The sequence below is a fragment of the Pseudomonas sp. AP42 genome (assembly GCF_001728935.1).
Lineage (GTDB): Bacteria > Pseudomonadota > Gammaproteobacteria > Pseudomonadales > Pseudomonadaceae > Aquipseudomonas > Aquipseudomonas lactis.
On the sequence record NZ_LYSO01000138.1, the window covers coordinates 1 to 14777 of the forward strand.

Genomic DNA, 14777 nt, shown 5'->3' on the forward strand with positions numbered 1-14777 from the left:
CCAATCCAACTGTGTTGACTGTCAGGCCGCCTTCGCGAGCAAGCCCGCTCCCACAGTTGGATTGTGGAGTGTCAGGTAGAAAAGTGTCGGCTGCCAGGCCGTCATCGCAGGCAAGCCAGCTCCAACATTAGATCTCATGCACATTGAAGAACCTGTTTACACCCCCACCGCCTGCAACCGGCTGGAACGAAAATCCTTGGGCGACACCTCGAACTGCTTCTTGAAAGAGCGGCTGAAATGCGCCGAGTCGGTAAAGCCCCATTTGTAGGCAATCGAGGTAATCGACTCACTGCGCAGAAACGGGTTGGTCAAGTCATCCGCACTGCGCTTGAGCCGCGCGCGCTGGATGTAGCGGCAGACGCTGTCGTCCTGTTCTTCAAACAAACGGTACAGGTGCCGCACCGAGATATTCAGGCGGTTGGCCAGGCCGATCGGGCTCAGGCCTGGCTGGCTCAGCGACTCGTCGATGACCTTCTGCACATAACTGCGCAGGTTATTGCCCTGCAACGCGGCCACGCCTTCGCGGCACTCGTCGCCCTGCTCCAACGCCGAACCCAACAGCGAGACGAACGCCGCTTGCAGCGCTTCCACTTGCGTGGCGTCTTCGTCGGTATCGTCCTTGCACAGTTGGTCCATCAGCACATGCAGCATGCGCCCACAGGCTTTGGTCGAGGAGACCTTGCCGAAAGCCCGTGCCTGGCCGCCCAGGTGCTTGCACACCGCAGTGCGCGGCAAGGACAGCGAGGCGTGTTCGATCAGGCCGAAGGGGGTAATTTCGATGGCGCCCACCGAGTCCATCAACAGCATTTCGCCGGGGGCCAATTGCACGGTCTGGTCGTTCTGGGTGATTTGCGAATAGCCGCTGCGCTGGCTGACCAGGAAACATTCCTGGTCGTTGTCATGGTCGGCGTGGTGCGTCGGGCGCTTGATCAGCCCGGCATTGGTGCGCAGGATGGCCAGGCCACGCGACAGGTTGTGGATCTCGCCGATAAACAGCGAACGGTTGAAGGCCAGTTCGGTATCGAAGTGGCCGCACGCGGCGCGCAGTTCGCGGTTCCAGCTGTCGAGCCCGTCGGCTGCATGCTGTGGGATGCTCATGGGGTGTCTCCGCAGTGGCGTTATTCTTGTTGTTCTGGTGCAATAGTTAACATGTTATCTATATGCGCGCAACAACAACCTGTTTGCCCTTTGCAGAAGCACTAATGGTGCCAATTACAGGTCCGACAATACTCGTTGTAGACCCACCAATGCAGCCAGCAGATACCCCCGTTGCTCGGCGCTCAACGCAATGTAGCGCCGGAACGCCGGCATGCGGTTGACCACCTCGCTGCCACCCATATGCTCCAGGCGCACGCACCATTGCTGGTCGTGCAGCTCGATGCGCAGGCGCTTGAAATCCAGCGGCATCAACGCCTGGAACAACGCGCTGTCAGCCTGTAAACGCGCCTGCAACTCACGGCCCAGTGCCTGGTTGCCAGCGCGGCGCCGCACATGAATGCCGCTGCGCCGGATCGCGCCGCCATGATGCACCTCAAAGCTGCCAGCGCCACCCGCTGCAGCAGGAACGCGCAGGACACATTCGGTCAGCACCAGGTGCATCAACAACTGCGACTCGGTGCGCTCGACAATCTCGAAGGCCACACCGTCCACTTCAAGGGTGGCCAGGCCCAGATCACGTCGCAGATGAGCCAGGGTCACCCCCGGTCGATACCCGACGGGGGCGCGGTCGGCACGAAACAGCTCAAACAGTTTTTGCCGCAAGGTCGCTATAACTGGCATGGGCGTGCCCCGGTTCGTGATTGAATTCCCTGGCCAACACCTCCTCTACGCAGGCGGGCTTGAAGGGGTTGACCTTCTGCACCACCAGGGTCCAGAACAGCGCGTAGGTGGCCGTCACGCCGAGCATCACGCCAAACGGCACGTAGATGTCCGCCGGGTTCATGCCGGGCGGGGTGATAAACCACATCCCCAGCAGGATGCCGATGCTGGAGACGATCTGCGGCAGCGGGAACCACGGCGAGCGATAGGCGCGGGGCAAGTCCGGACGCCGAATGCGCAGGATCACCACCGACAGCGTCACCAACAGGTAAGCGAAACTCCAGGCACACACCGCCGCCAGCACCAGGTGCATGATGTTGTCGGTGTTGCCGCCCAGGTACAGCGCGTGCAGACACGGGATCAACATCGCCACCAGGATGCACAACAGCGGCGTCTTGAAACGCGGGTGCAGGTAGGTGAACACCTTGGGCAAGGCGCCATCCACTGCCATGCCGTAGAGAATGCGCGGCACGCCGGCCATCAGGGTATTGATGGTCGCAGCGCCAGCGAACAGAAAACCGATGCCCAGCCACAACGGGCCGATCTGCCCCATTACCTGTTCGGCAAACCGGGGGATGGCCATGGGTGTGTCCAACAGGTGCACACCGGAAGCCGCATCGAGCACCACGTTTTCCACCTGGCGCTTCATCGCCGCGCCATAGATGAACATGCACGTGGCCACGCCCATCAGCCCGAGCATCATCGCCCGTGGCATCACCTTGGCCGATTGGCGCAGGTCCGGCGCCAGCGGCGTGACGAACTCGCAGCCCACGAACATGAACATCGCCATGCCCACCAGCGACAGCACGGTGACCAGGTCGGTGCCCACCAGCGACTCACCGAACCAGCCATCCAACTGCACCGCCGGCGCGGCGATCAGGCCCAGTACGCCGAACACCATCAGGGTGGTCCACATGCCGAAGGTCAGGATGATCTCCGCGCGGCCAAATGCGCTGACGCCAAAGGCATTCAGCACACCGAACACCAGCACGAAACCGACGCCCAGCAACCACGAGCCGCCGGCCGACTCTGCCAGGGTGTTGAGGTGTTCGAAGTTCACCAGGGCCATGACCCCGGCGAGGATAGTTTCGGCTGTGCCGGCGAACACATGCACGATCAGGTAGGCCGACAAGGTCCCGGTGATCGCAAAGAACCTACCCATGCCGCAGTTGATGTAGTCGTACACCGAACCGGTGGTGGGCAGTATCGAGGCGGCCTCGGCGAAGGTGGTGGCCTGGGCCAGCATCATCACCACGGCAATCAGCATCGCCAGGGCAAACGCACTGCCACCGATGCCAAAGCCCATGGTGGCGGTGAGGATCACCGGGCTGGCCATGATCAGGCCGATGGTGCTGGCCAACGCAGTGGGAAAACCTACCGTGCCCCGGTTGAGGTGTGCGGTGAGTCGGTCGTTGATCGACATGGAGGGGTCCTCGAAGCGGTTTTTTTTAATGTGTCGGCACTCTGCGCCCCACTCCCGTTGATCGTCTTGCCCCTGTCTGCCGCCGGTTTTGTTGCTGCCTGCCAGGGCGTGTGGCCTGGCGGCCAGAGTCAATTGCCTGGCACGCAGGGAAAAGACTTGGCCTCATACCGCTCGCCCTAATGCGCCCTCACTCTTAACCAAGATGGGGTCAATAACAATGGAGCACACACTGAAAAACCGCCGCCTGCGCCAGACGGTCGGCCTGGGCGTGGCACTGCTGGTGGGCCAGGCGCAGGCCATCGAGTTGTATGCAGACGCCGACACTCAGGTCACCGGCAACTTCCTCGCCGTGTACGGTATGTTCAATAGCCCGAAGAACTACGATGGGCGCAGCGGCGGCTCCACCTGGCGCGAGGCGTTCATCAAGTACGGCCTGAGCGTCGAACAGAGCCTGGGCAACCTGGGCGGCGTGTATGGCACGGCCAACCTGGTGAGTTCCGGTACCTGGGGCGATGGCGATGCGGCAGGGCTCACCAACGGCACCGAGCGCACCACCAAGTTTGACGAGGCCTTCGCCGGCTGGCGGTCTGGCGAGTTGTTGCCAGCGCTGGGCAAGGATGGCCTGGACCTGTCGTTCGGTCGCCAGATCATCATGCTCGGCGACGGTTTTATCCTTAACGACGATGGCCCCAACCTGGGCAATGGCGTGGGCGACGGCGAGTTCAATCGCGGCGGTGCCTACTACATCGCCGCGCGCCATGCCTTCGATAAGACGGCGGTGATTCGCCTGGGCGGCAAGGACGGTGTGCACGGCAGCCTGATGTGGATCAAGTCCGACAACCGCGCCCAGGCCCTCACCGAAATGGCCGCCGGCACCCTGGAATACAGTGCCGCGCCGGGCACCCTGGGGCTGACCTACATTCACGGCATCGACGTGGATGAGCGCTTCGCCACCGACCTGCAGCGCCAGCGCAAAGGCATGAACCTCTACAGCCTGCGCGGCGCCGGCAATGCCGGTATCGACAACGCGCACTTCGCCTTCGAACTGGCGCGCCAAAGCCGTCGCGACGGCCAGGAAAATGCCGGTTACGTCGAAGCCGGCTACACCTTCGCCAACCTGCCGTGGTCGCCGGATCTGACCTACCGCTACGCCCGTTATTCGAAGAACTGGGACGCCATGTTCTCAGGCTTCAACCGTGGCTACGGCACCTGGGTGCAGGGCGAAGTAGCGGGCAACTATTCCGGCCCCTTCAACAGCAACACCGCCGTGCAGCACGTGGCGCTCAAGGTCAAGCCACTGGAGAACGTCACGCTTGGGGCGCTGTTCTTCGACTACAACACCGTCAGTACCCGCGGCCAATTGAACCTCGATGGCCGCGAACTGGACCTGTATGCCGAATGGGCCGTCAACGAGCACCTGATCATCACGCCGCTGCTCGGCCTGTACAAACCGAATAAATCAGCCGAAAACGGCGGCAATCAGGTCGGCGGCAACGGCACCAATGTCTACAGCCAACTGGTGGTCGCCGTGCCGTTCTAAACCGCCTCGGGCGCGCACGGAGGCAGCGCCCGGACCTCAGCATAGGCGCCCTGATGATAGAGCAGCGGCGCACGGCCAAAATCATCAAAGGCCACCACCTTGCCGATCATGATCCAATGGTCGCCGCCGTCCACCTGCTGGTATTTCTCACAGTGAAAACGCGCCGAGCAATCGGCGAACACCGGCGAGCCACCCTCCCCCGGCTCGTATTCGATCAGGGCGAAGCGGTCTTCACGGGGGCGCGCGAAATTGTTGGATAGATGCACCTGGTCCGCCGCCAACACATTCACCGCAAAGTGGCTGGCCTCCTCGAACACCGCATGGCTGTTGGAGCGTTTGTCGATGCTCCACAGCACCAGCGGCGGGTCGAGGGACACCGAGTTGAAACTGTTGGCGGTCACGCCGACCTTGCGCCCGGAGGCGGTGGCGGCGGTGACCACGGTCACGCCAGTGGCAAAATTGCCCAAGGCGCGACGAAAGGCTCGTGGGTCGAATACGTCTGACATGCAAGACTCCCGGGTGGCCTCGATGGGCCGCCCTGATTGTTGTAGGGAAAACGCGGCTACACCATGCTCGGGTCGGGTTCCAGGCCCATCAGCTCACGGCCGAGGATCTGCGCGCACACGTCATAGTCGGTGTAGGCATGGGCGCCGGTCATATGGGAATCGCGGAACAGGCGCTGCATTTCGTTCTGTTCGAACCAGGCATTGCCACCTGCGGCGGCGAACAGCCGGTCTACCGCTTCGATGCACATCTTGGTGGCGTAGGCCTGGTTGGTGCGCCAGAACGCCAGGGTTTCTCGCGCTGGGTAGCGGTGGGCGGCGCTGTGTTCGGCGTGGTCTTGCCAGGTCTTCTCCAAAAACGCCCGAGCGGCGGCCACCTGGTGGGTGGACTCGGCCAGGCGCATCAGCGCCGGGGTCGCTGCGCCGACGGCAGCGCCGGTGTAGGCACGTACGCGGTTTTTGGTTTTTTCGCGGAATACCTCCAGCATGCGCTCGGCCACGCCGAGGCTGACGGTGGAGAAGCCACTGGCGAAATACGGCCGATACGGCGCATAGAAAATCTGGCTGTCTGGGTACAAACCAAAGCCTGCGGACTTGCCTTCCATCATGTCCTTGGCCTTCTGGATCCGGTGCTCGGGCACCCAGGCGTTGTCGATGATCAGGGTCTTGGTGCCGCTGCCTTTCATGCCGGCTGCAAACCAGTCATCGCGGATCTGATAGTCACTGCGCGGTAGCACGGCAAAGCAGTAGTCCTGGGTGCCTTCGGCATTCTGGCGACGGCAGCCGACAATCGCCCATTCGCCATGGTCACAGCCGCTGCTCCAGCCCATCTCGCCACTGAAGTACACGCCGCCCTCGCCCTCGGTCACCCGGCCGAACGGCGCAATACTGCTGCTGGCCGTGGCATCCGGGTTGGCGCCCCAGATTTCCTCCTGCAACTGCGCCGAGAACAGCGCCAGTTGATGGCTGTGGGTGCACAACAAACTCATGGCCCAGGCGGTGCTGGCACAACTGCCGGCGAGCAAGGCGATACAATCGGCGAATTCGGGCAGCGACAGTTCCAGGCCACCGAACACCTTGGGCTGGAAGGCGCGGTGCAGCCCGATGCTCTTGAGCAGCGCGATATTCTCATCCGGCACTTGTCGCAGTTGTTCGGCACGGCTGGCGTTGGCGGCAATGGCAGGCAGAAGAGGCTTGAGGTCTTCGAGGAGCGGGTTTGGCTTTTTCATGGACGGCCCTGCTTATTATTGGAAGTCCGGCAGACGTTCCGAATCGTGGAACGGTGCGGGATGCAGGGCCAGTATCGACCGGCTTGCGCCGGCACAACATGCACGTTCGGCAGGCAAGGTTGTACTTTTCACAGGCACGGCAGGCACAGGCATAAAACCTGGCAGGCACAGTCAAGCCGCGTACCTGCCCGTTGGTTAACCTCGAGTTTTCTTTTGTGAACTGCCAGGAACCTGCCATGAGCGATATCCCGCTGCTGCCTCACGTCGAAGCCTTTTTGCGCCGCCGTCATGGGCTATTCATCGACGGCGCCAGTGTGCGCAGCCACGCCGATGCACGCCTGAGCGTGACCAACCCCGCCACCGGCCAGGTGATCGCCGACGTGGCCGACGCAGACCTGGCGGATATCGACGCCGCGGTGGCTTGCGCCAACCGGGGTTTCCAGTTGTGGTCACAGACCGCACCGGCCATTCGTGGCAACGTACTGCTGAAACTGGCCGACCTGCTGGAACACCACCGCGAAGAACTGGCGCAGATCGAAACCTGCCAGTCGGGCAAGATCATCCAGATTTCCCGCGCCTTTGAGGTCGACCAGGCCGCGCACTTCCTGCGTTACTACGCAGGTTGGGCCACCAAGCTCAGCGGCAAGACCCTCACGCCGTCGCTGCCTTCGTTCAATGGCGAGCGCTACACCGCCTTCACCTTGCGCGAACCGGTGGGCGTGGTGGTAGGCATTGTGCCGTGGAATTTCTCGACCATGATCGCCATCTGGAAGCTGGCTTCTGCGCTGGTGACCGGCTGCAGCATCATCATCAAGCCCAGCGAATTCACGCCGCTGACCCTGCTGCGCATCGCCGAACTGGCCATCGACGCCGGGTTGCCGGCGGGCGTGCTCAACGTGTTGACCGGCGGCGGCCATGTCGGCAAGGGGCTGGTGGAACACCCCGGCACGCACAAGGTGTCGTTCACCGGCTCAGTGCCCACCGGTATTGCGGTGGGCCGCAGTGCCATGGGCGCAGGCCTCACCCGCGCGACCCTGGAACTGGGTGGCAAGAACGCCGCCGGCTTCCTGCGCGACATGGATGTAGACAAAGCGGTGGATGGCATCATCGAAGCGGGCTTCTTGCACTCAGGGCAAATCTGCGCAGCGGCCGAGCGTTTCTTCGTGCACCGCTCGCAGATCGATGCCGTGCTGGAAAAACTCAAGGCACGCCTCAGCCGCCTGACCATCGGCTCGCCCCTGGACGAACACACCGACTTCGGCCCGGTGACCCACCAGCAACACCAACACAAACTGCTCGGCTACTTCAACCAGGCCCGCGCCGAAAACAACACGATCATCCACGGCGGCCACCTCATCGACCGCCCCGGCTGCTACGTCGAACCCACCGTGATCCTGGCCAACCACCTGCACGACACCCTGCTCAACGAAGAAACCTTCGGCCCCATCGCCACCTTCCTGCCCTACGACAGCGAAGACGAACTGCTGGCCACGATGAACCACGGGCCCTACGGCTTGAGCGCCAGCCTGTGGACCAATGACCTGGGCAAGGCCCTGCGCATGATCCCAGCTGTCAAGGCGGGCACCGTGTGGGTGAACATGCACACCTTGCTCGACCCGGCAGTGCCGTTTGGGGGCAGCCGGTCTTCGGGATTAGGGCGGGAGTTTGGCAGTGCGTTCATTGAGGATTACACCGAGCTTAAGTCGGTGATGGTTCGGTATTGAATGGCTGTAGGAGCGAGCTTGCTCGCGAAAAACCCACAGGCGCCGCGCTTACTCAGGGAGCACGCGTTATCGTTGACGTTTTTCGCGAGCAAGCTCGCTCCTACATGGGTTATTCGGCGTACCCGCAATGGCGCGGTTGTCAGACCGCTCTTACACAACTTTCGGGTTGCGTCCGATGAGCCCCACCGCTAACTTTCGCGGGTCGCTGCAAAATCAGCGAATGGGTGTGGTAGCCCAGTTCTTTCATAGACCCCAAAAACGCTCAAGGGCGTTTTTTTATGCGGGCTGCTTTGTGGCGGCTGTGCATGGGAGGCTTCGGCCTGCCGGGTTTCTATGACCGGTCTACCACCCCGTGTACAGTCGCCTCCTTACTTCGTGTGGTAGCGAAATGGAGGTGCTCATTCATATGAGCTTCGCCATGAAAAAAGTCACACCCAATCCCTCACCATCCCCCTCGGATGAAAACCCGCAACTGCCTCCAGATGTCATCTTCACCGTCCGCCCCGGACTCAGCGCTGAAGCCGCCTTGAGCAATGCCAGCGAAATGCTGGAGTCCGCGACTGTCTGCGCCTACGACTGTGCCGAACAGCTTGACGGTCACGCCCGCAAGCAGGTGTTGGCGGTGGTGCAGATGATCGAGATTGCGCAGTTGCTGGTAGATGAAGCGTTGAACCGTGAGTGCCCGGTGGCCTGATGAAAACGCACACCCCCAACAGGCAATGAGATTCCCCTGTGAGAGCCGTCGAGCTTTAGCGAGGCCGCGATAGCGGTGGGTCAGGCAATGAGTATGTTGACAGTGCCGCCGCCATCGCAGCCTCGCTAAAGCTCGACAGCTCCCACATTGGATCGGCTGTGTCTCAGTAGAGAGTGATCCATGCTGGAACTTCACTGCTATCATCCAGCCACTACTTATGACATGGAGGTCGCTATGCACCAGGTAACAACCCTCGCTTGCTTACTGGTAGGCGGCGCCCTCACCGGCTGCAGTATCACGCAAACCGTCACCCCCGTTCCCTCCTCAACTGTTCACTCGCCCGAAATCTGCATGATTCCCGCCGCAGGCTTGCGTGAAGGCTTCAATACGACTTACACCGCTCAATTACGCAGTAAGGGCTTTCAACCCCGCGAGTTGCCGCCAGGCGCCCCGCCCGCCAGTTGCGCGCTGTCGACCACTTATATCGGTACATGGAGCTGGGACATGGCGCTGTACATGAGCTTCGCCGATATCCAGGTGTTCGAGAACGGTCGAAGCGTCGGACAGGCGTTGTATGACTCAACTTCGGGTGGCGCCCGAATGGGCAAGTTCATCGATGCGCAAAGCAAAATCATCGAGATGACCAATCAGCTGTTTCCCAATGCTGATTACGGCATGACTCGACGTCAGGCTGACCTTCTTCCCTAGAGCGAGCTCATCCACCTGCCTGCGCCACACTTCACACCACCTTCTGTAGGAGCGAGCTTGCTCGCGAAAAACCCACAGGCGCCGCGCTTACTCAGGGAGCACGCGTTATCGTTGACGTTTTTCGCGAGCAAGCTCGCTCCTACAGGGCATTATCGTGCCAGGCTACCAGGTGCCCATCGCCAGGCTGTGTGGCGAAAATTCCGCGAATTGCCAGCGCAAGGCCAACGCTGCCGGGCGGCGGACCACATGTTCCACCGTCACCGTCCACAAGCGCTGCGCGCCTTCGAACTCAGCCACTTGCGGCCCACCCAGGATCAACGAAGTACGCCCGGCCACTTGCAGCACGTCGCCGGTCTCAAAATCCACAAACAACAACCCCGCCACCGGGTTGGCGTGCAGGTTGCCGAGGGTGTTGAAGAACAGGTTGCCGGCAAAATCCGGGATGGTCAGTACGTTGCCTTGCACCCGCACAAATCCCGTATTGCCGCCTCGGTGGGAGACGTCTACCGAGCGTTCGCCGTGCAGGTCGACGTAGCTGGCGACGAAGAAGGTGTCGGCGTGGCGGATCAGTGCTTGAGCCGCGTCGTCCAGGCGGTTGCTGCGCTCGGCCAGGTTGCCGGGTTTGCGCGCAATGCCGGCGACGGGGCGCAGTTGGATGTACTTGGGGCAGTTGCCGAAGGTGTGTACCACGTCGACCGTGAAGCCCTCCTGCTCAAGCGTTCCAATGCGGCCATTCATGCGGTTGCGGCGGCGGGTGTTGAGGTCGATGCCCAGCAGGCCAATGGCCGAGCCATCCGTTATTCCAGCCCAGGCGGGATCAGTTCTGGAAGGCAGGCTGTCGATCTGCAACGTGTGCGGATCGGGTGAGTGCGCGAAGCCTGGTGCGCCTTCCAGCATCGTCGCCCAGGGGATGCCCTGTTCGTCCACCACACCCGCGATCAGGTACGGCAGTAGCGGATAGAAATCGCGATGCTGCTCAGGCAAATGATCACGAATGACTTTGGGCCCGATCATGGCCATGCGTTCAGAAACGCCGGCACTGTCCTGCATGTGTCGTTCGCCGACATGCCAAGGGGTTGGTTCAATCGAGTGCATGGCGCTCACCTCCGGTTAGAGACTGAAGATGCTGCGCCCACACCGCGATGAAGAGAATGCCCACCCTGGGCAATCCACTATTACGCCAACTGAAACGCCGGATGCTCGCGCAACGCGCTGACGCAGTAGTCAACAAAGCTGCGCACGCGCATCGACGCATGGCGGCCTTCGCGGTAGACCACATGCACCGGCTGCGGCGGTAACTCGAAGGCAGGCAACAGGCGCTGCAACTGGCCGCTCGCCAGGTGTTCGTGCAGCGGGTAACTCAAGGTTCGAATCACGCCCGCCCCCTGCACCGCCGCATTGATTGCCCCTTGGACAGTGGCGCAACTCAGCCGGGCGCGAGCCTTGAGGGTGTAATGCAGGAAATCCCAGTGCACCGGGTCGGCGCTGGCAATCAGATGATGCTGCTTGAGTTCAGCCGGATGCCGGAGCTCGCCCCGGGTCGCCAGGTAAGCAGGGCTGGCGCAAAGCACAGTGCCAACCTGCCCGACCTGCCGCGCAATCAGCGACGAACTGGGCAATTCGCCGACCAGCACCGCCACATCCAGCCCTTCTACGTGCAGGTTCGGGTAATAGTCGTGGTAGTGCGCGATGACACGCACCGCCGAGTAGCGATCCGCATAGCCGGCCAACAGCGGCGCCATGACATCGCGGCTGAACAGCAGCGGCAGGAATATCCGCAGGTCGCCCTGGGCCTGCACATGCAAACCGTTGGCCGAAGCCTCGGCCGCGTCCACCGCTGCCAGCAGGCGCACGCAGTCGGCAAGGTAAGCCTGGCCTGCGTCGGTCAGGTTGACCCCGCGTGTACTGCGTTGCAGCAACACCACGCGCAGGCGTGCCTCCAGGCGCGCAACTGCACGTACCAGCGTCGGCCCGGAAACCTGCGCATGACGTGCCGCCGACGCCAGGCTCGGTTGCCCGGCCAGCGCGGTAAACAGCTGCATATCGCGAAAACGCTCCATCAGGCGCGCCGCTTGGTCGCCGCGTTCAGGGCCGGGTCCTGCCCGAGGCGCTGGCTGAGGAAATCCACAAACGTATTGACCTTGGCCGGTACCCGGCCGTTTTGCTGGAACACCACGTGGATCGGCAGCGGCGCCGGTTCAAAATCCTCCAGCACCAGCTCCAGCTCACCCGCCGCCACCGCTGCCGCGACTTGATAAGACAGCACCCGCGTCATACCCCAGCCCAGGCGGGCCAGGTTGATCGCGGCATTGTTGGCGGTGACCACCAGGCGTGGCTCGATCGGTACCTTCAGCGGCTGGCCGGCGGCAATGAATGTCCACTCACTGACCAGTTGGCTGGACGATGAGGTGACGAGCTTGGCCTCACGTAACTGCTCGGGGCGCTGGGGCCGCCCGTGTTGGTCAAGATAAGCCGGCGATGCGCACACCACCCGGCGTACTTCGCCGACCTTGATCGCTTGCTGCCCGGATTGTTGCAGGTGGCCGATACGTACCGCCACGTCAACACCTTCGTCGGTCATATTGACCACCCTGTCGACCAGCAAGGCGTTGATACTCACCAAGGGAAAACGGTCCAGGTAATCCCCCAGTACGGGCGCCACATACAGCTCGCCAAACAGTACCGGTGCGGTCACCGTCAACTGGCCGCCCGGAATGGAGTAACTGCCCGCCGCCGCTTCCTCGGCTTCGTCCAGCTCGGCAAGGATGCGTCGGCAATCCTCCAGGTAACGCTGGCCCGCTTCGGTCAAGTGCAGGCTGCGGGTGGTGCGCGCCAGCAACTGGGTGCCGATGCGTTGTTCCATGGCGGCAATGGCCCGAGTCACGCTGGGCGGCGACGTGTTCAGGCGGCGCGCGGCAGCCGCGAAGCCCTCCTCCTCGGCCACGGCCAGGAACACCTGCATTTCATGAAATCGGTCCATCGGCGCCCCTTGTTTGTTATTGCGATTGCAGCCCCACCGCCGTACGCGGCATGCCAACGAAACCCGGCAGTGCTTCGATGCTGGCCAGCCAGGCGCGTACCTTAGGGTAGTCGGCCAGGGACACATTGCCTTCCGGCGCATGGGCCACGTAGGTGTAGAAGGCGATATCGGCAATGCTGGGTTGCTCACTGGCGAGGAAACGGCTCTGGCTCAGTTGCTGCTCCATCACGCTCAACAAGGCATGGGCACGGTTGATTGCGCTGACAGTGTCCACCTCGGCGCCAAACACCGTGGCCAAGCGCGCCGTGGCAGGCCCGGCATGCAGTGGGCCGGCAGCGGCCGAGAGCCAGCGTTGTACTCGCGCTTGCCCGACAAGGTCACTCGGCAGCCATTGGCCGTTGCCATAGGTGCTGGCCAGGTAAAGCAGGATGGCATTGGAGTCGGCCAGTACCGTGCCGCCGTCATCAATCACCGGCACCTGGCCGAAGCTGTTCAGGGTGGTGAGAAACTCAGGCGTTTTATGCGCACCTTGCTTGAGATCCACCAGGATAAATTCGCTCGTCAGCCCCAGCAGGGACAACATCAGCTCGACCCGGTGGGAGTGGCCGGACAGGGGAAAACCATAGAGTTTGATCGCAGGCTGGGTCATGACAGGCTCCAAATGAGTGGGTATCGACGCCAGGGATGTTCTACCGCTGCCCTGTCTGGCGGAATGACCAGGATTCACAATCCAGCATTTCATCCAGCGAAACAATCCCTCGTGCACGTCGCAGCCAAGCCTGGCGCGAGCATTTCATGAAAAAATTCAAACTATCGCCGTCCCCATCGTTCACACCTTCACGTGCAACGTTAAGTAGGAGGCAACATGCAGTACCGACAACTGGGTCATTCCGGCCTGCTGGTATCGGAAATCATCCTGGGCACCGTGCCCTTTGGCGGTCGCGCAGAGTTTGAAAAATGCGGTGCGGTGGACGTGCCCCTGGCCAAGCGCATGTTCGATATGGCGTTCGACGCCGGAGTGAATATGGTCGACACCGCCGACCTCTATTCCCACGGCCTGGCCGAAGAAGTGGTGGGCAAGGCGCTGGGCGACAAGCGCAACGACATTCTGTTGGCCACCAAGGGCCGCAGCCCGGTAGACGACAACCCCAACAACTCCGGCTCGTCGCGCTACCACTTGATCCGCGCCTGCGAAGCCAGCCTCAAGCGCTTGGGCACCGACCACATCGACTTGTACCAACTGCACAACTGGGACGGCATGACGCCAATCGAAGAGACCCTGGAAGCCCTGCGCCTGTTGGTCGGCTCGGGCAAGATCCGCTACTTCGGCACCAGCAACTTCACCGCCTGGCAGATGATGAAAACCCTGGGCAAGGCTGAACTGCACGGCATGCTCAAGCCGATTACCCAGCAGATCTACTACACCCCGGAATCCCGCGAGGCCGAGTACGAGTTGCTGCCGTTGGCCCTGGACCAGCAGGTTGGCACTTTGGTGTGGGGCCCGATGGGCGAAGGCTTGCTGACCGGCACAACCCGACGCGGGCACAAGCCGCCGGCCAATACCCGCCAGGGCAGCGGTTGGCCGGAACCCTACGTCCACGACCAGGAACGTGCGCTGGACATTATCGAGACCCTCGCCGCCGTCGGCGATGAACACGGCGTCTCGGTCGCCCGCACCTGCCTGGCATGGCTCAAGGATCGCCCGGGGATCACCTCGCTGATTGTCGGCGCCCGTACCGAAGCACACCTGCGCGATAACCTGGCGGCCACCGAGCTGAAACTCACCGAAGCGCAGTCGGCGCGTATCGAGGCCGTCACTCGCCGTCAGCCGTTGTACCCCTACTGGCACCGCTTCACCGCCGGGATTGATCGTTTTGACCCCGCGGAGCAACCGTTCCTGGCCGAGCATCAAAAGACCCTGGATGCGCGCAAGGACAGGTAAAACAACACCCGCCCCAATACCGATTAATTAAGCGAGCGCAATGCTCAAAGCAACGAAGATCCAATGTGGGAGCTGGCTTGCCTGCTCCCACAGTTGGATCGAGGGGTGTCGGGTAGATATGCGCAGGCTTTCAGGGCGTCACGGGAGCAAGCTCCCTCGCCACAGGTCCGGCATCGCCATCTACACAACTTTTTTGGGTAGCAGCAGACGGTAACC

13 protein-coding genes and 1 pseudogene are annotated in these 14777 nt (G+C 62.1%); 5 read left to right on the forward strand and 9 right to left on the reverse strand.

Going from position 1 to position 14777, the window contains the following annotated elements; all coding sequences use genetic code 11:
- Window positions 1-156 precede the first annotated feature (156 nt).
- The 3 genes from feaR to A7K61_RS27725 form a co-directional block, all read right to left on the reverse strand.
- The gene (feaR, locus tag A7K61_RS27715) at window positions 157-1098 is read right to left on the reverse strand and encodes a transcriptional regulator FeaR (RefSeq protein WP_069558784.1); all 942 of its coding nucleotides are present in this window, start codon (window positions 1096-1098) and stop codon (window positions 157-159) included.
- A gap of 114 nt (window positions 1099-1212) precedes the next feature.
- A complete protein-coding gene (locus tag A7K61_RS27720; RefSeq protein WP_047711257.1) occupies window positions 1213-1779 on the reverse strand; it encodes a DUF3156 family protein in 567 nt (188 codons plus the stop codon).
- Window positions 1742-3241, reverse strand: a complete 1500-nt coding sequence (locus tag A7K61_RS27725) for an APC family permease (RefSeq protein WP_069558785.1) — start codon at window positions 3239-3241, stop codon at window positions 1742-1744. The genes A7K61_RS27720 and A7K61_RS27725 overlap by 38 nt, the downstream gene beginning before the upstream one ends.
- A 217-nt stretch (window positions 3242-3458) precedes the next feature.
- On the opposite strand from A7K61_RS27725, the gene A7K61_RS27730 reads away from it, so the two are divergent.
- Window positions 3459-4781 (forward strand): hypothetical protein, encoded by a 1323-nt coding sequence (locus tag A7K61_RS27730; RefSeq protein ID WP_069558786.1) that lies wholly within the window; start codon window positions 3459-3461, stop codon window positions 4779-4781.
- Window positions 4782-4813: 32 nt separating this feature from the next.
- On the opposite strand, the pseudogene A7K61_RS27735 reads toward A7K61_RS27730, so the two are convergent.
- Window positions 4814-5287 (reverse strand): annotated as a pseudogene (locus tag A7K61_RS27735) (flavin reductase family protein); the annotation flags it as partial.
- Window positions 5288-5343: 56 nt separating this feature from the next.
- Entirely contained in the window at window positions 5344-6513 is a 1170-nt protein-coding gene (locus A7K61_RS27740) for a p-hydroxyphenylacetate 3-hydroxylase oxygenase component (RefSeq protein WP_069558787.1), read from the reverse strand.
- 236 nt (window positions 6514-6749) lie between these two features.
- On the opposite strand from A7K61_RS27740, the gene A7K61_RS27745 reads away from it, so the two are divergent.
- The 3 genes from A7K61_RS27745 (at window position 6750) to A7K61_RS27755 (ending at window position 9639) form a co-directional block, all read left to right on the forward strand.
- Window positions 6750-8237 (forward strand): aldehyde dehydrogenase family protein, encoded by a 1488-nt coding sequence (locus A7K61_RS27745; protein WP_069558788.1) that lies wholly within the window; start codon window positions 6750-6752, stop codon window positions 8235-8237.
- A gap of 418 nt (window positions 8238-8655) precedes the next feature.
- The gene (locus A7K61_RS27750; protein WP_069558795.1) at window positions 8656-8931 is read left to right on the forward strand and encodes a DUF6124 family protein; all 276 of its coding nucleotides are present in this window, start codon (window positions 8656-8658) and stop codon (window positions 8929-8931) included.
- Between the two features lie 180 nt (window positions 8932-9111).
- Complete coding sequence (locus A7K61_RS27755; protein ID WP_228391200.1) at window positions 9112-9639, forward strand: Sbal_3080 family lipoprotein; 528 nt, start codon at window positions 9112-9114, stop codon at window positions 9637-9639.
- Window positions 9640-9801: 162 nt separating this feature from the next.
- Here A7K61_RS27755 and A7K61_RS27760 read toward each other — a convergent pair whose 3' ends face one another.
- The 4 genes from A7K61_RS27760 to A7K61_RS27775 all read right to left on the reverse strand — a co-directional run bounded on the left by A7K61_RS27760 (window position 9802) and on the right by A7K61_RS27775 (window position 13268).
- On the reverse strand, window positions 9802-10734 hold the full coding sequence (locus A7K61_RS27760; protein ID WP_069558790.1) for a pyridoxamine 5'-phosphate oxidase family protein: 933 nt from the start codon (window positions 10732-10734) through the stop codon (window positions 9802-9804).
- Between the two features lie 80 nt (window positions 10735-10814).
- Window positions 10815-11699 (reverse strand): LysR family transcriptional regulator, encoded by an 885-nt coding sequence (locus A7K61_RS27765; RefSeq protein ID WP_069558791.1) that lies wholly within the window; start codon window positions 11697-11699, stop codon window positions 10815-10817.
- Window positions 11699-12619, reverse strand: a complete 921-nt coding sequence (locus tag A7K61_RS27770; RefSeq protein WP_069558792.1) for a LysR family transcriptional regulator — start codon at window positions 12617-12619, stop codon at window positions 11699-11701. Before A7K61_RS27770 ends, A7K61_RS27765 begins: the two co-directional genes overlap by 1 nt.
- Before the next feature lie 16 nt (window positions 12620-12635).
- Entirely contained in the window at window positions 12636-13268 is a 633-nt protein-coding gene (locus A7K61_RS27775; RefSeq protein WP_069558793.1) for a glutathione S-transferase family protein, read from the reverse strand.
- Window positions 13269-13484: 216 nt separating this feature from the next.
- Between A7K61_RS27775 and A7K61_RS27780 the strand changes: the two genes are divergently transcribed.
- On the forward strand, window positions 13485-14561 hold the full coding sequence (locus A7K61_RS27780; protein WP_069558794.1) for an aldo/keto reductase: 1077 nt from the start codon (window positions 13485-13487) through the stop codon (window positions 14559-14561).
- Window positions 14562-14777 lie beyond the last annotated feature (216 nt).